Source organism: Leucobacter japonicus (assembly GCF_001273855.1).
Taxonomy (GTDB): Bacteria; Actinomycetota; Actinomycetes; order Actinomycetales; family Microbacteriaceae; genus Leucobacter; species Leucobacter japonicus.
On sequence record NZ_JHBX01000112.1, the window covers coordinates 25,449 to 46,830 of the forward strand.

Below are 21,382 nucleotides of genomic sequence, written 5' to 3' on the forward strand. Positions count from 1 at the left end.
ATGGCGCAGAAGAAGCGCGGCGGATTCAAACCACCCGCCAACTACGACCCGAATCGAGGGCGTAAGCGGTCAGGCGGTACGCCGGGGCGGCGCGGAGCCTCGGAGCCGCAGGATCCGTTGGCGCCGCGAGGCGGGCGGGAGCAGTCTGCCGGCGCTGCGCGACGCGATTCACGGGGCGGCGGGGCGCGGGCCGAGTCTCGCGCCGGCGGTGCAGTGCAGGGTCGTCATTCGGCGCCTCGCGCAGACGCGGGCCGGCGCAACAACTCGCGCGAGACATCGCGGGGCGACGCCAGCGGCAACACCAGAGGTGGCGCCCGGGTGTATGCCTTCGACGGCGAAGGATCGGCGAAGCGGACGCCTCGCGCATCTTCCGGGGCGGCCCCTGCGGCGGCGAGCGAGGCTCCGGAGCGACTCGATGCTCAGCTGACGACCGCTGCAGAGGCCGCAGCGCTGTCGTTCAGTGATCTCGGACTCGGCGGCAATCTGATTCGCGTGCTCGGCGAACTGGGGGCGAAGAGCCCGTTCCCCATTCAAGCGGCCACCATTCCCGACACCATTGCTGGGCGCGATGTGCTGGGCCGAGCCCGCACGGGGTCGGGGAAGACGATTGCGTTCGGCGCTGCAATCGTGGAACGTCTGCTGCGGCTCAAAGCCGAAGGGGCGTTCTCGACGGATCCGGCGCCGACGAAGCACCGGGCGCAGCGTGGCGTGCGCGCCCCGAAAGGGCAGGTGCGCACCCCCAAAGCTTTGATCCTCGCACCGACCCGCGAGCTCGCATTGCAGATCGATCGCACCGTGCAGCCGTTGGCTCGCTCGGTCGGCTTCTACACCGCTCAGATGGTGGGCGGCATGCCGATCGAGCCGCAACTGCACGCGCTCGAGCGCGGGGTGGACATCGTCATCGGTACCCCGGGTCGGGTGCTCGATCTGGTGCAGCGCCGTCGACTCGACCTGCGCGACGTGCGAGTGTCGGTCATCGACGAGGCCGACCACATGTGTGACCTGGGGTTCCTCGAGCCCGTGCAACAGGTGCTTCGTGACACGGTGCGCGATGGGCAGCGGTTGCTCTTCTCGGCAACGCTCGATGCATCAGTGTCGACTCTCGTGTCAGAGTTTCTCAGCAACCCCTCCGTGCGCGAGGCGGAGGAAGCCGCGGCAATGCCGGTGGATCATCGCGTCTTTGTCGTGTCTCGTGAACACCAGGACGAGGTGGTCGCCGAGCTCGTCAGGCGACGCGGGCGCATTATGGTGTTCACCCGCACCCGCGAGTACGCAGCACGACTTACCGAGACGCTCACCGAAGCCGGAGTGCGCGCGGTCGAGCTTCACGGCAATCTCAGCCAAGCGCGACGGGAGCGAAACCTCGAGAAGTTCGCAACGGGCAAGGCGGCGGTGCTTGTTGCCACCGATGTCGCCGCCCGGGGTCTGCACATCGACGATGTCGACTTGGTCGTGCAGGCGGATGCCCCGATCGATTTCAAGATCTATCTCCACCGATCCGGCCGTACGGGGCGCGCCGGAAAAGCGGGCCAGGTCGTCGTGCTGGTTCCGCGAGCGCGACGGCAGCGCCTGCGCGACCTTCTCGATGAGGCCGGCATCAGCCCCAGCTTCTTCGGGGACATCGAGCCCGGGTTTGCAAAGCGGTTCTGACGTCGCCTCTCGTGGGAGGGTTCTGATAGTCGCGGGGCTGAGTGTTTAGAGATTTTCCACAACTCGACTGGGGTGCGTTGTCGGTGCACATTGTGCACGGGCGGGGGACTGCTTGGCGTCGTCGCGGCGCTTCTCTACGCTGGCGTGACGAGGGTGCGCGGCCGCCGCGGCCGGCTCCCGAACGTCATCTCGAAGGAGAACCGATGGCCGACACCACCCCGTCGTCACAGCCCCGCATCGATGTCGACGTCGTCAGCGACGCCCTGCTCGGCACCTGGAAGGCCGAACGCCTCGCCTCGCGTGCGTTGGCGAGCGATCCCCGACTGCACACCATTCCCGGTCAGGCGATGGATGCGCACCGTGAGCGCGCCCTCGAGCAGATGGACATTCTCGTCGAGGCCGGCGCGATCCAGCGCGCGTTCCCGACGGCGCTCGGCGGCAGCGACAACCACGGTGGCAACATCGCCGCGTTCCAGGAGCTCGTGCTCGCCGACCCGTCGCTGCAGATCAAGAGCGGGGTGCAGTGGGGGCTCTTCGGCGCGGCGATTCTGCACCTGGGTACTGAGAAGCACCACGAGCAGTGGTTGCCCGACGTGATGAGTCTGGCGCTGCCCGGCGCATTCGCGATGACGGAGATCGGCCACGGATCAGACGTCGCCTCGATCGGCACCACGGCGACCTATGACGCCGACACCGAAGAATTCGAGATCCACACGCCGTTCCGTGGAGCGTGGAAGGACTACCTGGGCAACGCTGCACTGCACGGTCGCGCCGCGGTCGTCTTCGCGCAGCTCATCACCCGCGGGGTAAACCACGGTGTGCACGCATTCTTCGTGCCGATTCGCACCGCAGACGGCGAGATGATGCCGGGAGTCGGCAGCGAAGACGATGGCGTGAAGGGCGGGTTGAACGGCATCGACAACGGTCGTCTGCACTTCTCGCACGTTCGCGTACCGCGCGAGAACCTGCTGAACCGATACGGCGATGTCGCCGCCGATGGCACGTACTCATCGGCGATCGAGAGCCCCGGGCGTCGCTTCTTTACGATGATCGGCACGCTGGTGCAGGGTCGTGTCTCGCTCGACGGTTCGGCGGTGCGCGCCATGCAGGCCGCGCTCGGCATCGCGATCCGATACGGCAGCGAGCGCCGTCAGTTCCCCGGTGCTTCAGGGCGCGAAACGGTGCTGATCGACTACGGTCAGCATCAGCGTCGCCTGCTGCCGCGTCTCGCGCAGACCTACGCCATGACGTTCGCCGACGAGCGCCTGTTGACCGTGTTCGACGAGGTCTTCTCAGGGGCCAAAGACACAGACGAGAATCGCGAAGATCTCGAGACGCTTGCCGCAGCGTTCAAGCCGCTGTCGACCTGGGCGGCGCTCGACACGTTGCAGGAGGCCCGCGAGGCCTGCGGCGGCTCGGGGTTTATCGCCAAGAACCGCCTCGTCGGGTTGCGGGCAGATCTCGACATCTACGTGACCTTCGAGGGCGACAACAACGTGCTGCTGCAGCTCGTGGGCAAGCGTCTGCTCACGGATTACGCGGCCCAGTTCAAGAATGCCGACCGCGCGACGTTGGCAAAGGCTGCTGCGACGCAGCTGGGGGATCGCGTGAGCCGCTTCGGGCTGCGCCAGGTCGGGCAGAGCATCGCCGACCTCGGCCAGGTGGCGCGCTCGGTTGAGAGCATGCGCACCCCCGAAGCCCAGCGTGAGCTGCTCGCCGACCGTGTGCAGACGATGGTCGCCGAGATCGCGCTCGCACTGCGCGACGCGACGAAGGGTATTGCGAAGAGCGACAAGCGCGCTCGGGCGATCGCCAACGAGGAGGTGTTCAACGCCCAGCAGCACAAGCTGATCGAGGCCGCTCGTGCGCACGGCGAGTTGCTGCAGTGGGAGGCCTTCACGGAAGCGCTCGACAAGATCGCCGACCCCGGTTCGCGCCAGGTGCTCACCTGGTTGCGAGACCTCTTCGGTCTCGGGCTCATCGAGCAGCACGCGGCGTGGTATCTCATCGCCGGGCGCATCTCGGCGCACCGTGCCGAGTCGGTGACCGCCTACATCGACCGGCTCATCGGCCGCTTGCGCCCCCACGCGCTCGACCTCATCGAGCCGTTCGGGTTGACGCCCGAGCTGCTCCGCGCAGAGATCGCAACCGGCATCGAAGCCGAGCGCCAAGAAGAAGCGCACGCCTACGTCGAGGCCCAGCGAGCTGCAGGCACCTGGCCGATCCATGAGAAGGAGTTGCGCAAGCAGCAGCAGGGGGATCAGCGTGCCGGTGTGCAGTCGGCGGTGGCTCCCGAGGCGGTGGCCGCGGCGGCTCGTTAGGGTGGAGTCATGACCGAGACGCTGCGAGAACTGTATCCGCCGATCGAACCGTACGCGCAGGGAATGCTCGCGGTCGGTGACGGCCACGAGATCTACTGGGAGACCTGCGGCAACCCCGACGGGAAGCCCGTCGTGTTCTTGCACGGCGGCCCCGGCGGCGGGTGCTCACCCGACCACCGCCGGTACTTTGACCCGAAGCGCTATCGCATCGTGCTCTTCGATCAGCGCGGGTGCGGGCGCAGCGTTCCGCACGCGAGTGCCCCCGATGCCGACCTCTCGACGAACACGACGTGGCATCTCGTCGCCGACATCGAACGTCTGCGGGAGTCCCTCGGTATTGACCGATGGCAGGTTTTCGGTGGCTCGTGGGGGTCGACGCTCTCGCTCGCGTACGCGCAGACGCACACCGATCGGGTGACTGAACTCGTGCTGCGCGGCATCTTCACGCTGCGCCAGAGCGAGATCCACTGGTTCTACCAGGAGGGCGCCTCGAACCTCTTCCCGGATGTCTGGGAGGAGTACCTGTCGGTGATTCCCGAAGCGGAGCGCGGTGAACTCGTGGCCGCCTATCACCGCCGTCTCTTCGACGCAGACCCCGCGGTGCACGTGCCCGCCGGAGTGGCCTGGACCGTGTGGGAGAACTCGACGATCCGTCTGATTCCCGATACCGAAAGCATCGCGGCAGCGCGCGCCGATGAGGCTGCCGCAGTCGCGTTCGCGCGCATTGAGAACCACTACTTCAGCAATGACGGGTGGATGGAAGACGGGCAGCTGATCCGGGATGCGGCCACGAAGCTCAACGGTATTCCCGGGGTCATCGTGCAGGGGCGATACGACGCGTGCACGCCGCCGCAGACGGCATGGGATCTGCATCGTGCCTGGCCCGAAGCGCACTTCGAGATGATCCCCGATGCCGGCCACGCGGCCAGCGAACCCGGCATCGTCGACGCCCTGGTGCGCGCCACCGACCGATTCGCCGACGCGTAACCCCCGGTGGTACCGGGCGGGGAGCCTGCGACGATAGTCTCGAAGCATGCTGCACGCCACCATCCGCCAGATTGAACAGGTTCAGGCCGAAGTTACGGGCGAGGGCCTGCCTGAGGTGCAGGAGAAGCTCGCGGCCGCGCGGCCTGAGGGTTTCGATCTCATCCTGGCGCCGGTGGCGATGCTGAAAGGGCAGACCGCGATCTCGGCCGTCGGTACCTATGCTCGTCGCGACGGGCTGCGTGAAATCGAAGCGGAGACGCTGGATCAGCTGCGCGCGCAGGTGCCCGACGGGTGGCAGCTGCTCAACGTGCGTCGAGACTGACCTCGGTAGGAGCGCGCGAACGAGGCGGCGCGTACGGTGAATTCTCAGTACAATCTGGATCAACGGATGCGTTGCGGGCTCGCTGATCGCGCGCGCTCCACCGCCCAACTGACGGACAGGAACCGCCGTGACGTTCAATGACAATGTGAGCATCGACACCAGCAAGGTCTCGAAGCGCAGCGGAGCCGCGAAGGGCGGCATGATCGCCGGCGGTGGCATCGGTATCGCCCTGCTGCTCGCGATCGGCTCGCAGCTGCTCGGGTTCGATCTCACACAGTTCGCTCCGGCGGTGCAGCAGGTCACCAGTGCCGGGCCGACTTCGGAGCAGGCCGTTGAAATCTCGGATTCGTGTAAGCATGGCGTTGACGCCAACACCGATGTCGAGTGCCGCATGGCCGCCACTGCCGACTCGCTCGATCGCTACTGGGCGACGCAGGTCGGCAACTACCGTGCCCCCGGCCCGGTAGTGCTCTTCAGCGGTCAGACGCAGTCGCCGTGCGGCACCGCATCGTCGGCGACCGGGCCGTTCTACTGCCCGGGTGACGAGACGATCTACGTCGACGTTGCGTTCTTCGACACGCTGAGCAAGGACTACGGCGCGTCAGACGGTTCACTCGCGCAGATGTACGTGCTCGCGCACGAATGGGGACACCACATCTCGAATTTGATCGGCTCGTTGCAGGGCGCCGGCCGAGAGACCGGCGCGTCGTCGGGTTCGGTGCGACTCGAGTTGCAGGCCGATTGCTTCGCGGGCGCCTGGGTACAGAATGCGTCGAACGTGACAGACGACAATGGGGTCTCGTTCTTGAAGCCCGTCACGCAGCGCCAGATTGCCGACGCGATGAGTGCGGCGGAAGCCGTGGGAGACGACCACATCATGGAATCGGCCGGGGTGCAGGTGAACCCCGAGCGCTTCTCGCATGGCACGTCGGAGCAGCGCCAGCGCTGGTTCATGACGGGCTACGAGAACGGCCCGACCGCCTGTGGCACCTTCGACGTGAGCGCTTCGCAGTTGTAAGTGCGGCAGCCCCGGGCATCTCGCCTGGGGCACCCGAGCCCGGTCGGGTCAGCGGCGCTTGCGTCGTTTGGCCTGCCGGGCTTCCGCTTTTTTGCGCTCGGCCTTCTCTTTGGCCGCCTGCAACTGTGCACCCCGAGAATTTGGCTTGAGCTTCGGCGCTTGCTTCTTCGGTTGCGTCTGCACGCGCGGCGTGCGGCGCGTCTGCTCGGCCTCGGCCTGCGCAGACTCGCGGGAGCTATTGGCCGTGCGGCCGCGCAGGATTCCGGCGAGGTGCTGCACCGTGTCGTCGTCGCGCTCGGTGCGCCAGACAGCCCAGACGACCGGACCGTCGAGCGGGGTGTCGCCCACTTCGGGGCGCACGGGGAGCACCACATGTTCGCGCTTGGAGACGAGGTGGCGAGCGAGCGGAATGGGCAGCAGGATCGCGCCCGCCCCGGTCGCGACGAGTGCGAGGGCCGCCCGAGGGTGCTTCGGCATCCACTCCGGGTTCTCCCAGGGCGCCGCCGCGGGCCAGGAGGCGTGGTGGTCGGGATGGTCGAGGAGCGTGACGAACTGGATCTCCGCGAGACTGACCGACTCTTGCTTCGCGAGTTCGTGATCGACGGGCACCACCAGGGCCATCGACTCCGCGTACAGCCGGATTGCGTGCCGCGTCTGCGGGGCGCCATCGGGGCCAGCGCCGGCTGAGGCGCCGGCGGGGCGGCCGTCGGGGGCCGTGCGCTCGATGAGCACGTCGCAGGCCTCCGCCGTGGCACGGGTGTCAGCATTGCGTGCGTCGAGGCCTGATCCGAAGGCGACCTCGAGCGGCACGAGTTCGAGCTTGCGCCCCGGCGTCGCCGCCTTCCAGCGTCGTGCCCATTTGCTCGGGGCGATGCCGCGGGCAAAGCCGAGCCTGATCGGGGTCGGAGCGCCGAGGGGCGCGCCGGCGTCTGCCGAGAGCGCTGTTGCGCCGGATGTGGGGTCGATCGTCGTGTCGCTCACAGCGCCACCTCTCCAAAAATCTCGTGCGTGTAGGGCAGACGGGCTGCCGAGAGGGCGATGCGATACTCGCCCGTGCGTGCAGCGCGCGCCGTGATCTCGGCCTGTGACACTGCGGCCGCGGTGCCGGCCCGGGCGGCTCCGGTGAGCCGAATGGGAGTGCCCTCTTCGGCGTAATGCGGCAGGGCGAGCTCTGCATGCCCCTGCGGGGGATTGCCGCTCGCCGGAATCACACGCCACCAGGGTACGGCGTGACCGTAGAGAGCCATCACCCGACCCACGGCACGCGGAGCCGAGGATCCGATCGCGATACCCACGTCGCCGTACGTCATGACGCGACCCGCGGGGATGCGCGTCACGACGTCGAGCACGGCTTCGACGAATTCAGCGGACGGCATGCGACCAGACTACGCGGTGCCGCCGACACTCGGACTCGTCGGGCCGCCCCACGCGCAGACTACGAGGTCGAGACCCCGAGCAACGAGCCGATCGTGTAGGTGACGGCGACCGCGATGCCGCCGAACACCAGCTGACGCACGGCGCCCATGATCCAATTGCGCTTCGTGAAGCGGGCGGCGAGCCCGCCCGCGATGAGCAGGCCGACGCCGCCGAACGCCAGGCCGAAGCCGAGCGTGCCGAAGCCGAAGATGAAGGGCAGAATCGGAATCAGTGCGCCGATGCCGAACGCCGCGAGTGACGAGAACGCCGCGACCCAGGGCGACGGCTTCTCTTCGGGGCTCACCCCGAGCTCGGAGAGCAGGTGCACGCGCACGGCCTGATCAGCATTCGCGTGGACCTGCTCCGCGGCGGTGACCGCGATGCCGGGTTCGACTCCCAAGTTCTCGAGCAGCGCGGTGAGCTCGGCTTTCTCGCCCTCGGGGTTGCGCAGGTGCGCCTCGCGCTCGGTGCGCACCTCGTGGTCGAGCTGCTCGTTCGCGGTGCGCACGGAGGTGAATTCGCCGAGCGCCATCGAGATGGCGCCGGCGATGAGACCGGAGATACCGGTGATCGCGACGATGTGCGGTGCCGCGCCCGCGGCCGCGATGCCGGCGATGAGGCCGAGGTTCGAGACGAGGCCATCCATCGCCCCGAAGACGCTGGCACGCAGCCAGCCCGACGTGACATCGGCGTGGCGATGATCGTACTCGTGCGGATTGGCGAGGTTGATGTCGCTCATGATTGCGTTCCCTTCGGCCCCTGAGTCGATGCCCGACCCGCTACCGTAGCAAGTTCTCGTCGCGAGGGAGAAGCCGGGTCGAGACCTCGTGCGACCCGCCTCCCGGAGTTCGAGGTCACGAACTTTTCGGTTGCGTCGGTGGCGCCCTCTACGCTGGAGAGGTGCGGCACGGGCCGCGAATCAGCGACAGGAGACTGCCATGACCGAAACCAGCGGACGCGTCGTGCCCACGGTCGGAGGCCGCGACCTCATCTTGGTGCGCTCCCTCGCGCTCTCCGACCACGAGGCCTGGCAGTTTCTCACCGACTCCGAGCTCACTGAGCAATGGTTCGGGCCCTGGGAGGGCGACGACCGGCCCGGGGGAGCCGTGCGCGTGCGCATGCGCTTCGAAGAGCACGAGCCGGCGATCAGCATGAAGATTCTGGCGTGCGACGAACCCCGCTTCCTCGCGTTGCAGGCGGATGCCGAGGTCGGCGGGTGGCGTCTCGAACTGCACCTCGAAGCCGATGGAGACGAAGACGCTCTGTTGACGTTCGTGCATCACCTCGACGCCGACGACGAAGTCGGTGAGATCGGGCCGGGGTGGGAGTATTACCTCGACCTGCTCGTCGCGGCGACCGAGGGCACCGAGCGGCCGGGGTGGGATCAGTACTACCCCGCGCTCCGCGAGGCCTACTTGGCGATGTGAGGGGCGAGGAGAGCACACGACATGGCCGTTGACTCATCGCCCGACGCCGTGACCTCGGGAGCCTCCGACCCGTCGGTCATCGCGTTTTGGGGTGCACGCCGCACGGATTCGCCCGGGCTGCCCGAACAGATCCCCGAGGTTTGGGCGTTCGGAGCGACGCCCGAGCACGCTGACGAGCTGCTCGATCTCGTGCTGGCTGGAGTGAAGACCGGCACCGCCTCGTCGCTCTGGGACTATGAGGCTACGGGCGATCCGGTGCCCGCTGTCGGGGACTACAGTGTCATTCTCGACGGGCGCGGGGTTGCCCGTGCGGTGCTCGTGACGACCGAGATCGAGATCGTGCCATTTGATGAGGTCACAGCCGAGCATGCGCATTCGGAGGGCGAAGGCGATCGTTCGCTGGAGTACTGGCGGGCCGCGCACGAGCGCTATTGGCGCGCCTACTCCGAGAATCCGCGGGGGTTCGCTGCCGATATGCCCGTGATCTGTGAGCGATTCACGCTTGTGTACCCCGCGCGCGGCTGAGGTTCGTCGACCGCGTGCATCGGTAGCGGCGGCGCTGCGGCCATCGCGGATCGATCTCGAGCAACGGCTGCACGTCGAACCCGAGACGGCGATAGAACTCGACCGCGTCATCGTCGGTCTCCGCGACGATCGATGCACTTGAGACAGACTCGGCGACGTGTGCGATGAGCGAGCGGCCGACTCCTCTGCCCTGTGCTGACTCCGCGACCGCGATGTACTCGAGTGTCGCTCGCTCGAGTGCATCGTGGTACGCCGCGAAACCGGTGAGCTCACCGCCCGCGTACCAGCCGAGCACCTGCAGCTCAGGCAGCTCCGCGCGAATGATGCGATCGAGTTCGTCTGCATCGACCTCGCAGGCGAGCCACAGCAGCGCCCGGAACGCCGGAGTCGCCAGGTCGTGTCGCTCGAGATGTCGGATCACCGTGCCAGAATATCGACCGGCGCACTCGGGTCGAGCAGCGTCGATCGAGGAGAGGGTACGGCATGCACGCAGCGGACTACTGGGACCTCATTCGGTGCGAACGGGCCGACCTGGCTGCCGCGGTCTCCAGCCTCACCGAGGCGCAGTGGGATTCGACGTCGCTCTGTGACGGGTGGACCATCGAGGAGGTCGTCGCGCACCTCACCGCTGCGGCGAATACCGGCACGGTGGCGTGGATCGTGAGTATCGTCCGCGCCGGGTTCGACCCGGCCAAGCACAACGATCGACTGATCGAGCGCTACCGCGGAGCGGATGCGCCCGGCACGCTCGCCCGCTTCCGGGATGCCGTGCCGAGCCAGGTTGCTCCGACCCGCGACTACGCCGCGTTCCTCGGCGAGGTCGTGGTGCACGGGCAAGACATCGCATTTCCGCTCGGCATCGCCCTCGAACCGCACCAGGCCGGGGTGCTGGAGGTTGCGCGCTTCTTCTCCACGCGCGACTTCGCGGTCAACAGCAAGAAGATGGTCCGCGGCCTGCGCCTCGTCGCGAGCGACGCCGACTTCGTCTCGGGAGACGGACCGGAGGTGAGCGGCCCCTTGCTGGCACTCGTCATGGTGATGGCGGGGCGCCCCGCGTTCCTCCCGCAGCTCTCGGGCCCGGGACTCTCGGAGCTGGCAGCGCGTTTGGGGCGGTAATCGCCCACGCATCACGCGTCAGGTGCCGCATCGGCGGCGCGGGCCGCCCGATTCGCGACCGTGCCTGCCGCGAGCAGCCACGCGAGCATCCAGGCGCACGACGACAGGATGCAGACGGTGATCACGGTGTTCGTCGCGGATTCCGAGACGCCCGCGAGGGGAAGGAAACCGCACCCTACCCCGATCACGGCACCGATCAATGCGCCGAGTGATCCGGAGCGCACCTGATTGCCCGCTGCTCGGTGCCCCGCCTCCCATGCGGCGTCGGAGGCGAGGGTCCAGCGGGTGCGGATGCCGAACGAGTTATTGCGGGGCAGTGAGCCACGTGCGGCGGATCGCCCCATCACCAGCAGCGCCGCACCCGCGAGCGCGAGCACCGCGGCCGAGCCCATCCCCAAGATCACGCTGCTGCTCATACATTCACCGTAACGCTGCCCTGCGGAGCTGCGGAAGCCCACTCCGCAGGGCGGCTACGGGCGAGCCCTACGCCGCGTCTCCCTGCACCGGGCCCTCGGTGTTCGGCTTCCAACCGAGCGCCGGCGCCACGTGCTCCGCGAACGCCTGCAGCACGTGCAGGTTGTACTCGGGGCCGAGCTGGTTCGGGATCGTGAGCATCAGGGTGTCGGCCGCCATGACGGCCTCGTCGGCCTGCAACTGCGCGATGAGCCGGTCGGGCTCGTCGGCGTAGGTCTTGCCGAAGGTTGAGCGGAATCCGTCGATGATGCCGACCTGGTCCATGTTTTCGCGCGAGCGCAGGCCGAAGTACGCCTCGTCCTCAGCGGTCACGATCGGGAACACGCTGCGGCTGACCGAAACACGGGGAGCGCCGGTGTGCCCGGCCTCGCGGTACGCCTCGCGATAGCGGTCGATCTGCTCGCGCTGCAGCACGTGGAACGGTTGGCCAGTGGCCTCGGTGAGCAGGGTTGAGCTCATGAGGTTCACGCCCTGACGGCCGACCTGCTCGGCGGATTCGCGCGATCCGGCACCCCACCAGATGCGGTCGCGCAGCCCCGGCGACCGCGGTTCGATGGCGAGTTTGCCGGGAAGGGCCATCTGCGGGTCGCTGTCGACGAGGGGTTCGCCGTCGATCGCGCGCAGGAAGAGGTCGAACTTGTCTCGGGCGAGGTCGGCGCCGCGGGGATCCTCGGATCCGCCGTAGCCGAACGCTTCGTAGCCGCGGAGGGCGGGCTCGGGGGATCCCCGGCTGATTCCGATCGCAATGCGCTGGTCGGCGAGCAGGTCGAGCGCCGCCAGCTCTTCCGCGAGATAGAGGGGGTTCTCGTAGCGCATGTCGATGACACCGGTGCCGACCTCGATGCGCTTCGTGCGGGCTGCCATGGCGGTCAGCAGGGGGATGGGCGACGCGGCTTGGCGCGCGAAGTGGTGCACGCGCACGGCGGCACCGTTCACGCCGATCTCGTCGGCGCCCTCGGCGATCTCGACGGTCTGCCGCAGCATGTCGCCGGCGGTGCGCACGCGCGAACCGGGAACGGGGCCGTAGTGCCCGAATGACAGGAATCCGAATGCTCTCATGCCCGGTATAACGGCGGGCGACGAAGTATATTCCCGCGCATATAGTTCGGGATCGCCGGGCGCCGAGCGATCCGCCCCGACCGCCGCCGCACCCCGCTGCCCCGCCGTGCCCGCCCACCGAAAACGGCACCAGGGGGCCACCCGCGTCGGTACCGGGGCACGATCCGCATCGGCGCGCCCGCTCGTAGCTTCGAAGCATGCAGATTCAACCGAGCGACATGGGAATGGTCGCGCTCGTCGCGAACCTCGGCAAGCACTACGGCGACGGCGAGCAGCGGGTGCGCGCGCTCGACGACGTCTCCATCGGCATCAAGCGCGGCCAGTTCACCGCGATCATGGGGCCGTCGGGGTCGGGCAAGTCGACACTGATGCACGTCATGGCGGGTCTCGACACCGCCTCGACGGGGCGCGTCTGGCTCGGCGACGACGAGATCACCGGCCTGAACGATGCCGCGCTCACGCAGCTGAGGCGGCGCCGGATCGGTTTCGTCTTTCAATCATTCAACCTCGTGCCCACCCTCGACGTGCGCGGCAACATCCTGCTGCCGTTCCAACTCGATGGCGTCGCACCGGATCGCGCCGAAATCGAGCGCATCGACGCACTGCTGCACGGTCTCGGGCTCGCCGACCGCGCCCATCACCGCCCCCACGAGCTTTCGGGAGGTCAGCAGCAGCGTGTCGCGATCGCCCGCGCCCTCGCGACCCGCCCCGACGTCATCTTCGCCGACGAACCCACCGGGGCCCTCGACTCCCGCACGGGCCGCGACGTGCTGCGCCTGCTGCGGTCGGCGGTCGACCACTCCGGGCAGAGCATCGCTATGGTGACGCACGATCCGATCGCGGCGAGCCACGCCGACCGCATCCTCTTTCTCGCCGACGGGCGCATCGTCGCCGACCGCGGCGCAATGACCGCGGCGCAGATCTCCGAGACGATGCTCGGGCTCGAAGCGACGCAGGATGCTCCGGGAGTCGCCTCATGATGCGCCGGGGCCGGGGCCGGGGCGCGGCATCGAGCCGGGGCCGTGGCCGCACGCGAGTCCACACCGGCGGTCGGATACGCGAGCACGCGGCGACCATTATTGTCGCGGCGCTCGCGACCCTGTTCGCGGTCACCCTGATTCTGGGCACCGGGGTGCTGACGGCCGCGCTCGATCCCGAACTCATCGAGCAGTCGGGCACGTTTCGCGTCGTGCTGCTGATGGTCAGTGCGATCTTCGTACTCATCGCGCTGTACGTCGGCGCGGTCGTCACCGCGAACACATTCGCGACGGTCATCGCCGGGCGCGTGCGCAGCATTGCGCTGCTGCGGTTGCTCGGTGCGACGTCTCGCTACGTGCGCGTGCGGGTCGCGGGGGAGGGCCTCATGATGGGGGCGCTCGGATCGCTGCTCGGGTTCGTGGTCGCCGAGGCACTCGTCGCGGTGCTCACCGGCTTCGGCCCGGCGTGGGGGTGGCTGCCGCTTGGCCGCGAGTACCCCCTGCTCGATCCGCTCGCGCTCGCCGCAGTCGTGATCGTGACGCTGACCACGTGGCTCTCCGCCTGGGTGGGCACGCGTCGCGTCGCCGGCGTCTCGCCGATCGCGGCGACGGGAGCCGCGGTGGAGCCTGCGCCGTCGGCCGCGCGTGAGCGGACGGGACGCACGGTGTGGGCGCTGATCCTCATCGCCACCGGCATCGGCTGCCTCGCACTCGGGCTGCTCGTCGGCATGGTGACCCCGTTGGGGCTGTTCGTCGCGTTTCTCGGCGGGCTCGGCTCGTTCACGGGCATCGTGGTCGGTGCGCACCTCATCATGCCGACGCTGCTGCGGGCGACGGGTCGTCTGCTCGGCGGCAGCCCGACGGGTCGGATCGCCGCAGCGAATGCCGTCCGCACCCCCGATCGCAGTGCCCGTTCGACGATCGGTCTCGTGATCGGGGTGACACTCGTGACGATGTTCGCGGTGGCGCTCGAGAGCTACCACTCGATGACACTCCGGGCGTTCGCGAACGATCCGGCGCTCGCCGACACGCTCGATCAGACCCTCGCGATCACCACGGCCATTTTCACGGGACTCGTCGGATTCTCCGCCGTGATCGCCGCCGTCGGGCTCGTGAATACGCTCTCGCTCAGCGTGCTGCAGCGCACCCGCGAACTCGGCCTGCTGCGCGCGCTCGGCTTCACCGGCGGTCAGGTGCGGCGCATGATCATGGCGGAGAGTGCGCAGATGACACTCGCCGCGCTCGGCTTCGGCCTGGGGCTCGGCATTCTCTACGGTTGGGTGGCGGCGCAGTCACTGCTCGGTTCTCAGGCCGGCATCGCACCGCCCACGATTCCCTGGCCGGTGCTGGCGGGGATCGTGGCGTTCGGGATCGCGCTCGCGATCATCGCCGCGGCGGCTCCGGCGAGGCGCGCAATTCGGCTCTCTCCGGTCGCCGCGCTGGGAGTGGAATGATCGGGTGTCGTCGCGCGGGGCAGGGGTCTGTGCGCGAGGCGATTGAGCGGAGAGTGAACGCTCGGCGCGACCCGCAGAAATGTCGGCGGCGAGGTCTAGGCTTATCGCCATGACCGTTGTGATTGACCCTGCTTTCGATCCCGTCCCTTCTCTCTCCGCGAGCGCTGACGTGCGCGTCGTCGCGGGCGCCGCATTCGACGGCGCCGCTGCCGTCGCGAGCTTCGTCCCCAGCGAGGGCGACCTGCCCGAGACGCTCGGCGGCGTCACGCGTGACGCGCTCGCCGCAGCCGGCTTCACCGGTGCGAAGAACCAGACCCTTGTGCTGCCCGGCGAGCAACTGCGCGTGCTGGTCGGCACCGGCTCGGGCATCGAGTCGGCCGCTCATCTGCGCGACGCGGTCGCCGCGTTCACGCGCGCCGCTCGCGAGGTCGCCGACCTCGGCGTTGATGTCACCGAGGTGCTCGCAGGCGCGGCCCAGCTCGGCGCGGCCGATGCGGCGCTCGCCGTCACCGAGGGCGCGATTCTCGCGCGGTACCGCTACGACGCGCTGAAGGGCGACGCGCACACCGTGGCACTCGCCTCCCTCGCGATCGGCGTGACCGAAGCCGACGCCGAGGCCGCCCGCTCGGGGGTCGCGCGCGGCCTGATTCTGGCCCGTTCCGCGAGCATCGCACGCGATCTCGCGAACACCCCACCGCGCCACCTGAGCGCCGAGAAGTTCGCCGAGGTCATCGAGCGCCTCGCGCCCGACTTCGGCCTCGAGGTCGAGGTCTTCGACCGTGCCCAGCTCATCGAGCTCGGCGCCGGCGGTCTGCTCGGCGTCAACGCGGGCAGCATCGAAGAGCCGCGCATGATCAAGGTTTCCTACCGCCCCGCCGATGCCGACGGGCACCTCGCGCTCATCGGCAAGGGCATCATGTACGACTCGGGCGGCATCAGCCTGAAGCCCTCGAACGCGATGCACGCAGCGATGAAGTTCGACATGATGGGCGCGGGCTCCGTGTTCTCGTCGATGACCGCGCTGCGCGATCTCGGCGCGACGACGGCTGTGACCGGCTGGCTCATGTGCACCGACAACATGCCCTCGGGCAGCGCCACCAAGCTGGGCGACGTGCTCACCATTCGCGGCGGCAAGACCGTCGAGGTGAAGAACACCGACGCCGAGGGGCGCCTGGTCATGGCCGACGGCCTCGTGCTCGCCACCGAAGACCGCGCAATCGCCGATCGTCGCCCCGACGCGATCGTCGACATCGCCACGCTCACCGGTGCCGCGATGGCGGCGCTCGGCACGCGCACCGCGGCGATGCTCGCCAACGATGACGACGTGGCAGCGCAGCTGCAGGCGGCGGCAGACGCGACCGATGAGAACATCTGGCGCTTCCCGCTCGACCACCGCTACCGCGAGCAGCTGAAGTCGAACGTCGCCGACCTCTCGAACATCGGCGGGCAGTACGCCGGTGTGATCCTCGCCGCTCTGTTCCTGAACGAGTTCGTCGATGGTACCCCCTGGGGTCACCTCGACATCGCCGGCACCATGCAGGCCGAAAGCGACGACCTGTGGCGCTCGGTCGGCTCCACCGGCTTCGGTGCTCGCCTGCTCGCCGAGTACGCCTGCAACTTCGCGCCGTCTGCCGGCGCAGCAACGAAGGAGTAACCCGGTGGCCCGTTCTGTGCTCGCTGACCGCGACGCCTACGTCAGTGCGTTCGCCGACTTCGTCTCGGCGTCGCCGAGCTCGTACCACGCCGCTGGTGCGCTCGCCGAAACCCTCGCGAAAGCCGGTTTCGCCGATCACGACGAAACGCAGGGGTGGGCTCCGCTCGAGGCGGGCGGTCGCGGCTTCGTGCGGCGCGACGGTGCAGTGATCGCTTGGCGCGCCGGGGCCGACGTCGATGCGCTCAGCCCGGTGCGCGTGCTCGGCTCGCACACCGACTCGCCGGGGATCGTCGTGAAGCCCGAACCCGACTTCACCGCCGACGGCTGGGCGCAGGTCGGCGTCGAGGTCTACGGCGGGCCGCTGCTCACCTCGTGGCTCGACCGAGACCTCGGGTTCGCCGGGCGCATCGTCACCCGTGACGGTGCCGAGCACCTGGTGCGCACCGGCGCGGTGGCGCGCATTCCGCAGCTCGCGATCCATCTCGACCGCTCGCAGAACGCAGAGCTGTCGCTCGACAAGCAGCGGCACACGCAACCCATCATCGGCCTCGCCGGCGAAGAGCTGTCGGTGCTCGCCCTGCTCGTACGCGAGCTCGGCGGCGGTCGCTCGGGTTCCGGGCGCGGCCGCGCGGCCGCGCGATCGGCAGCGCGCGCAGCGCTCACCGTCGACGACCTCGTCGGTCTCGACGTGCGCCTCTACGACACGCAGGCGCCGCAGCGCATCGGCGCCAACGCAGAGCTCTTTGCGTCACCGCGTCTCGACAACCTCAGCTCGACCTACGCCGGTCTTGCCGCTCTGCTCGAGACCGAACCCGAACCCGGCACGATCTCGATGATCGCTGCATTCGATCACGAAGAGCTGGGCTCGAATACGCGCTCGGGCGCAGCCGGCCCGTTCCTGTCAGACGTGCTCGACCGTCTCCGCCTCGGGCTCGGCGCGACCGGAGAAGACGCTGCACGCGCCCTGGCGGGTTCGTGGTGCTTGTCGGCCGACGCCGGTCACTCGGTGCACCCGAACTACAGCGAGAAGCACGACCCGCGCGTGCGACCGCTCGCCGGTCGCGGGCCCATGCTCAAGCGCAACGCCAACCAGCGCTACGCGAGCGACGCGCACGGAGCCGCGCTCTGGAGCCGACTCAGCGCCGACGCGGAAGTGCCCACGCAGGAGTTCGTGTCGAACAACACGGTGCCCTGCGGGTCGACGATCGGACCGATCACGGCGACGCGCATCGGCATTCGCACCGTCGATGTGGGCGTACCGCTGCTCTCGATGCACTCCGCGCGCGAGCTCGCGCACGTCGACGATCTCTACGGTCTGGCGAAGGTCACCAGCTCCTTCTTCCAGCGCGCATGAGTCACTGCATCGGCGGCCGGAGGCCTGCGCGCGCTCGCGCGTGATGCCATTTCGGTCGCCGATGCGCAATCCCACCAACTGATCTGCGCGTGATCGGCCGTTTCTCTGCCCGAACCTGGAGTGATTCGCTAGGATCGTGCTATGAGCGAGATGCAGCAGTCGGAGAACGGGGGCGTCGCCCTTTCCAAGAACAAGCTGATGCCCGACGTTCAGCGCATCGGCACTCGCGACATCGAAATCACCTACCTCGGCAAAAATGCCGACGGGCTGCCCACCTGGATCATGTGGAACGCAGCCGAACCCATGCTCATGGGCATGCTGCGCCAGGGCAAGATGGGGTACCACTTCGAACAGCGCACCAGCTCAGGCGTGCTGCTGCTCGAGAACATCTCGCTCAGCCGCGTACAGCGCGCCCTCGGCGGTTTCTGACCCGCATCGAACGCGCCTGCGCCTGCACTGGTTGAGCGGGCTGCGCCTGCGCCGGTTGCGGCCGCGCCCACACTGTCTTGCGGTGTCGTGCGCTCGCCGAGCCCCTCTCATCTCGCCGAACGCTCGCGATGTGCGCGTGCAGATGGCGACTTCGGAGGGGCTCGCGTCGCGCCTCGCGCCTCCTTGCCTGGCCCTCGCGTGTGGCTGCGCTCGTCTCGAATGACCATGCCCGTCTTGAGTGGCCGTGCCCGTCCCGAGTGACCGCTTCCATGCGTCATGAAGGCGGTCGCTCACGAAATGGGCGGTGGTTCGCATGGGAGAGGGCGCTGACGAACCCGTTGAACCTTTACGCACGGCTCTTCGCTGCCTCGCGCTCGTTGACTTCCGCCGAGCGCCTCCTATCTCGCCGAACGCTCGCTATGTGCGCGGGCAGAAAGGGTGCGCTCGGCGACTTCGGAGGGGCTCGCGCCAGTGGACCCGCAGGCTTCCCCACTCAAGTGACCGTCCTCGCACCGAGTGACCGCTGCTCGGGGCCATGCGAGCGGTGGGTCGCGAGCCTCGCATCCGCGCCGCGACGTGCAACGCGCTGGGGCGCGGCGCCCGGCGTCAGGCTCGGACGAGCACGCGGCCCAGCGTGCGCGCGTAATCCTCCTTGATGACGTCGTAGTGCGTCCACGAGTCGAGCGCGCTGACCCCCGGCAGGGCGCGCATCGCGTCCATCACGGAGAGCAGGTGCGCGGGCGACGGCCCCACCATCGTCGCGATGAAGTCGAAGCTGCCGTGCGCGCGCACCGCGAAGTCGATGTCGGGGGAGTCGACGATGTACTGGCGCACGGCCGCCGGGTCACCGTTCACGGTGATGCCGACGCCGATCGCGATGCGGCTGCGCAGAATGCCGCCCGACTTGATCGTCGAGATGCGAATCACGCCGGCGTCGATGAGGCGGTGCACGCGGGCCCGCGCCGATGACGGGGAGAGATGCACGGTCTCGGCGAGGGCGCGGTAACTGGTGCGCCCGTCTTGCTGCAGCACGGCGATGAGTTCGTAGTCGATGCGATCCAGTGCGATATCTCGCTTGTCTTCAGACACGAAGAATCCCTTGAACACCTCGACGTAGGTCGACACGATGACGCGGCGCACCCCTGGCAGCGCCCGCACGAGGTCGAGCACGTCGTGCAGTTCGGAGCTGTCGCCGTGCCGAGTTTCGAAGACGAGCGGGAGTGGCCCGCTCGCCATCGACACAAAAACGGCGTCGGGGAGCTCGGCGATGCGGCGCGCGATGGGCGCGACCGGCCCGTCGACCTCGGCCTTCGCGTGCACCAGCAGGTTGTGGCCGACGAACCCGGGGTCGAGTGCGGCGACGATGCGCAGCCCGCCGCTCTCCGTGAGCAGTCGGAGGCGTGCGGCGATGAAGTCGCGCGTCACCCCGAGCTGCACCGCGAGCGCCTGCGTACTCGCGCGCCCGTCGCTCTGCAGCGCGCGGATGAGCGCGGCATCGAAGTCGTCGAGTTCGCTGACACGCTGCTGGCTACGCGCCGGCTCGGCGCGTCGGGTGATCGGCTGCATGGGTCGCTTTCTGCAGGTGCCGAGTCTCGCGCACTGCAGAAACCAAAATACGCGGAACCGGGCAATCTTGCACGCGAATCAATGGCAAATGCCACATCCCCACGCACGTATTCGGACGCATCTCGTGCACGTGGACGCGATTCGTCGGTAATTGGGGCGAAATCCACGATGCATCCGCGCGCGAATGTCGTCGGTCTGACCTACAGTCGAGGCAGTTGCGCGCGAAGTGCGCCGTCCTTAAGCAAAGGAGCTTCCATGTCCACAGCCACCGCCCCGGTGAATTCTCACCGCAGAGCGCTGAAGTCCGGTTTCGCCGCCGCCGTCGGCACCACCATCGAGTGGTATGACTTCTACGTCTACGCGACCGCCGCAGCCATCGTCTTCCCGAGCGTGTTCTTCCCCGAACTCGACCGCGGTCTCGGCACTCTCGCGTCGTTCGGCACGTATGCGGTCGCTTACTTCGCCCGCCCGCTCGGCGGCATCATCTTCGGGCACATCGGTGACAAGCTCGGCCGCAAGCCGGCGCTGACCATCACACTGCTCGTCATGGGCATCGCCACGACGCTCGTCGGTGTGCTGCCCGGCTACGCCACCATCGGCATCTGGGGCCCGATCCTGCTCATCGTGCTGCGCATCGCTCAGGGCCTCGCCGTCGGTGGCGAGTGGGGCGGCGCAAGCCTCATGGCCGTGGAGAGCGCTCCCGAGAAGTTCAAGACCTTCTACGGCGGCTTCACGCAGCTCGGCAACCCGCTGGGCGCCCTCCTGTCGTCGGGTGCCTTCTGGGTGCTCGCCGCGATGGGCGACGACGTGCTGCTCAGCTGGGGCTGGCGCATCCCGTTCCTCTTCAGCATCGTGCTCATCGGTGTCGGCTTCTGGGTGCGTTACCGCGTCGAGGAGACCCCGGTGTTCGAGGCCAAGATCGAGGGTCAGCAGCAGTCGACTCCGCTCCTGTTCGCGCTGAAGAACAACTGGTGGCCGATGCTGCTCGGGTTCTGCATCATCGCGATGGCGTCGGGCGGCTACGTGCTCGCCACCACGTTCGTGCAGAACTACGCGACGAGCCCCGAGATCGGCCTCACCGCCAGCGTGATCATCGGCGCGATGTTCATCGCATCCCTCGTCGAGACGATCGTGACCCTGCCGCTCGCGTGGCTCGGCGACAAGATCGGCGCGAAGACGATCATGATTCTCGGGTCGGGCCTCTCGCTCGTCGCGGTGATCCCGCTCGTGCTCTTCATCGATGCGCACAACGTCGCGATGATCTTCCTGTTCGTCTCGGTGCTGCGTCTGACCCTGAGCGGCGCCTGGGCTCCGCTGTCGACGCTGATGGCTCAGATGTTCCGCCCGCAGTCGCGCTACACCTCGATGTCGCTGTCGTACGGCATCGGCGCCGCGGTCTGGGGTGGCCTGTCGCCCACGATCGCGAGCGGTCTGCTGGCAGCGACCGGCAACTTCTGGTCGGTCATCGCATTCTTCGGTGTGCTGGCTGCGCTCGCGATCCTCGGCACGATCTTCGCGCCGCAGCACTCGGACACCGCTCCCGCGACGGCCTCGCTCAAGGCTCGCCTCGACACCACCGCTGTACCCACCTCCAACCGCTAGTCGGTTGGACGCATCACTGAACACCCACTGA

General features: G+C 68.3%; 21 protein-coding genes. 14 read left to right on the forward strand and 7 right to left on the reverse strand.

What is annotated here, in order from left to right:
- From AMS67_RS12215 to ypfJ, 5 genes are all read left to right on the forward strand, one after another.
- Positions 1-1,650 carry a DEAD/DEAH box helicase gene (locus AMS67_RS12215; protein WP_053387643.1) on the forward strand — a complete coding sequence of 550 codons (1,650 nt, stop codon included), beginning with the start codon at positions 1-3 and terminating at the stop codon, positions 1,648-1,650.
- 203 nt (positions 1,651-1,853) lie between these two features.
- Positions 1,854-3,971, forward strand: a complete 2,118-nt coding sequence (locus tag AMS67_RS12220; protein ID WP_053387644.1) for an acyl-CoA dehydrogenase family protein — start codon at positions 1,854-1,856, stop codon at positions 3,969-3,971.
- Positions 3,972-3,980: 9 nt separating this feature from the next.
- A complete protein-coding gene (gene pip, locus AMS67_RS12225) occupies positions 3,981-4,958 on the forward strand; it encodes a prolyl aminopeptidase (protein WP_206541766.1) in 978 nt (325 codons plus the stop codon).
- Positions 4,959-5,004: 46 nt separating this feature from the next.
- A complete protein-coding gene (locus AMS67_RS12230; RefSeq protein ID WP_053387645.1) occupies positions 5,005-5,280 on the forward strand; it encodes a hypothetical protein in 276 nt (91 codons plus the stop codon).
- A gap of 127 nt (positions 5,281-5,407) precedes the next feature.
- A complete protein-coding gene (gene ypfJ, locus AMS67_RS12235; RefSeq protein WP_053387646.1) occupies positions 5,408-6,298 on the forward strand; it encodes a KPN_02809 family neutral zinc metallopeptidase in 891 nt (296 codons plus the stop codon).
- A 48-nt stretch (positions 6,299-6,346) separates the two neighbouring features.
- Here the strand turns inward: ypfJ and AMS67_RS12240 are convergent, their stop codons facing one another.
- The 3 genes from AMS67_RS12240 to AMS67_RS12250 are packed head-to-tail and all read right to left on the reverse strand — an operon-like array spanning position 6,347 to position 8,453.
- Entirely contained in the window at positions 6,347-7,279 is a 933-nt protein-coding gene (locus AMS67_RS12240; protein WP_053387647.1) for a LysR substrate-binding domain-containing protein, read from the reverse strand.
- Positions 7,276-7,674 (reverse strand): MGMT family protein, encoded by a 399-nt coding sequence (locus AMS67_RS12245; protein ID WP_053387648.1) that lies wholly within the window; start codon positions 7,672-7,674, stop codon positions 7,276-7,278. Before AMS67_RS12245 ends, AMS67_RS12240 begins: the two co-directional genes overlap by 4 nt.
- A 59-nt stretch (positions 7,675-7,733) precedes the next feature.
- Positions 7,734-8,453: a VIT1/CCC1 transporter family protein gene (locus AMS67_RS12250; protein ID WP_053352220.1), complete on the reverse strand. Its 720-nt coding sequence runs from the start codon at positions 8,451-8,453 to the stop codon at positions 7,734-7,736.
- A gap of 199 nt (positions 8,454-8,652) precedes the next feature.
- On the opposite strand from AMS67_RS12250, the gene AMS67_RS12255 reads away from it, so the two are divergent.
- Entirely contained in the window at positions 8,653-9,141 is a 489-nt protein-coding gene (locus AMS67_RS12255; RefSeq protein WP_053387649.1) for an SRPBCC family protein, read from the forward strand.
- Positions 9,142-9,162: 21 nt separating this feature from the next.
- On the forward strand, positions 9,163-9,666 hold the full coding sequence (locus tag AMS67_RS12260; protein ID WP_053387650.1) for an ASCH domain-containing protein: 504 nt from the start codon (positions 9,163-9,165) through the stop codon (positions 9,664-9,666).
- Here the strand turns inward: AMS67_RS12260 and AMS67_RS12265 are convergent.
- Complete coding sequence (locus AMS67_RS12265) at positions 9,638-10,087, reverse strand: GNAT family N-acetyltransferase (RefSeq protein WP_053387651.1); 450 nt, start codon at positions 10,085-10,087, stop codon at positions 9,638-9,640. The two genes, AMS67_RS12260 and AMS67_RS12265, sit on opposite strands and share 29 nt — an antisense overlap.
- A gap of 62 nt (positions 10,088-10,149) precedes the next feature.
- Between AMS67_RS12265 and AMS67_RS12270 the strand changes: the two genes are divergently transcribed.
- Positions 10,150-10,782, forward strand: coding sequence for a maleylpyruvate isomerase family mycothiol-dependent enzyme (locus tag AMS67_RS12270; protein WP_053387652.1), 633 nt, complete (start codon positions 10,150-10,152; stop codon positions 10,780-10,782).
- Between the two features lie 11 nt (positions 10,783-10,793).
- Here AMS67_RS12270 and AMS67_RS12275 read toward each other — a convergent pair whose 3' ends face one another.
- The gene (locus tag AMS67_RS12275; RefSeq protein WP_082305501.1) at positions 10,794-11,198 is read right to left on the reverse strand and encodes an SdpI family protein; all 405 of its coding nucleotides are present in this window, start codon (positions 11,196-11,198) and stop codon (positions 10,794-10,796) included.
- Positions 11,199-11,265: 67 nt separating this feature from the next.
- The gene (locus tag AMS67_RS12280; protein ID WP_053387654.1) at positions 11,266-12,315 is read right to left on the reverse strand and encodes an LLM class flavin-dependent oxidoreductase; all 1,050 of its coding nucleotides are present in this window, start codon (positions 12,313-12,315) and stop codon (positions 11,266-11,268) included.
- Positions 12,316-12,512: 197 nt separating this feature from the next.
- Here AMS67_RS12280 and AMS67_RS12285 point away from each other — a divergent pair, with 197 nt between their 5' ends.
- The 5 genes from AMS67_RS12285 to AMS67_RS12305 all read left to right on the forward strand — a co-directional run bounded on the left by AMS67_RS12285 (position 12,513) and on the right by AMS67_RS12305 (position 18,183).
- Positions 12,513-13,295: an ABC transporter ATP-binding protein gene (locus AMS67_RS12285; protein WP_053387655.1), complete on the forward strand. Its 783-nt coding sequence runs from the start codon at positions 12,513-12,515 to the stop codon at positions 13,293-13,295.
- A complete protein-coding gene (locus AMS67_RS12290) occupies positions 13,292-14,746 on the forward strand; it encodes an FtsX-like permease family protein (RefSeq protein WP_241488072.1) in 1,455 nt (484 codons plus the stop codon). Before AMS67_RS12285 ends, AMS67_RS12290 begins: the two co-directional genes overlap by 4 nt.
- Positions 14,747-14,855: 109 nt before the next feature.
- Positions 14,856-16,400: a leucyl aminopeptidase family protein gene (locus AMS67_RS12295; protein WP_053387656.1), complete on the forward strand. Its 1,545-nt coding sequence runs from the start codon at positions 14,856-14,858 to the stop codon at positions 16,398-16,400.
- Between the two features lie 4 nt (positions 16,401-16,404).
- Positions 16,405-17,754: a M18 family aminopeptidase gene (locus tag AMS67_RS12300; RefSeq protein ID WP_241488073.1), complete on the forward strand. Its 1,350-nt coding sequence runs from the start codon at positions 16,405-16,407 to the stop codon at positions 17,752-17,754.
- Positions 17,755-17,895: 141 nt separating this feature from the next.
- Positions 17,896-18,183, forward strand: coding sequence for a hypothetical protein (locus tag AMS67_RS12305; protein WP_053387657.1), 288 nt, complete (start codon positions 17,896-17,898; stop codon positions 18,181-18,183).
- A 606-nt stretch (positions 18,184-18,789) separates the two neighbouring features.
- Here the strand turns inward: AMS67_RS12305 and AMS67_RS12310 are convergent.
- Positions 18,790-19,749: an Lrp/AsnC family transcriptional regulator gene (locus tag AMS67_RS12310; protein WP_053387658.1), complete on the reverse strand. Its 960-nt coding sequence runs from the start codon at positions 19,747-19,749 to the stop codon at positions 18,790-18,792.
- A gap of 255 nt (positions 19,750-20,004) precedes the next feature.
- On the opposite strand from AMS67_RS12310, the gene AMS67_RS12315 reads away from it, so the two are divergent.
- Positions 20,005-21,351, forward strand: a complete 1,347-nt coding sequence (locus AMS67_RS12315; protein WP_053387659.1) for an MFS transporter — start codon at positions 20,005-20,007, stop codon at positions 21,349-21,351.
- Positions 21,352-21,382 lie beyond the last annotated feature (31 nt).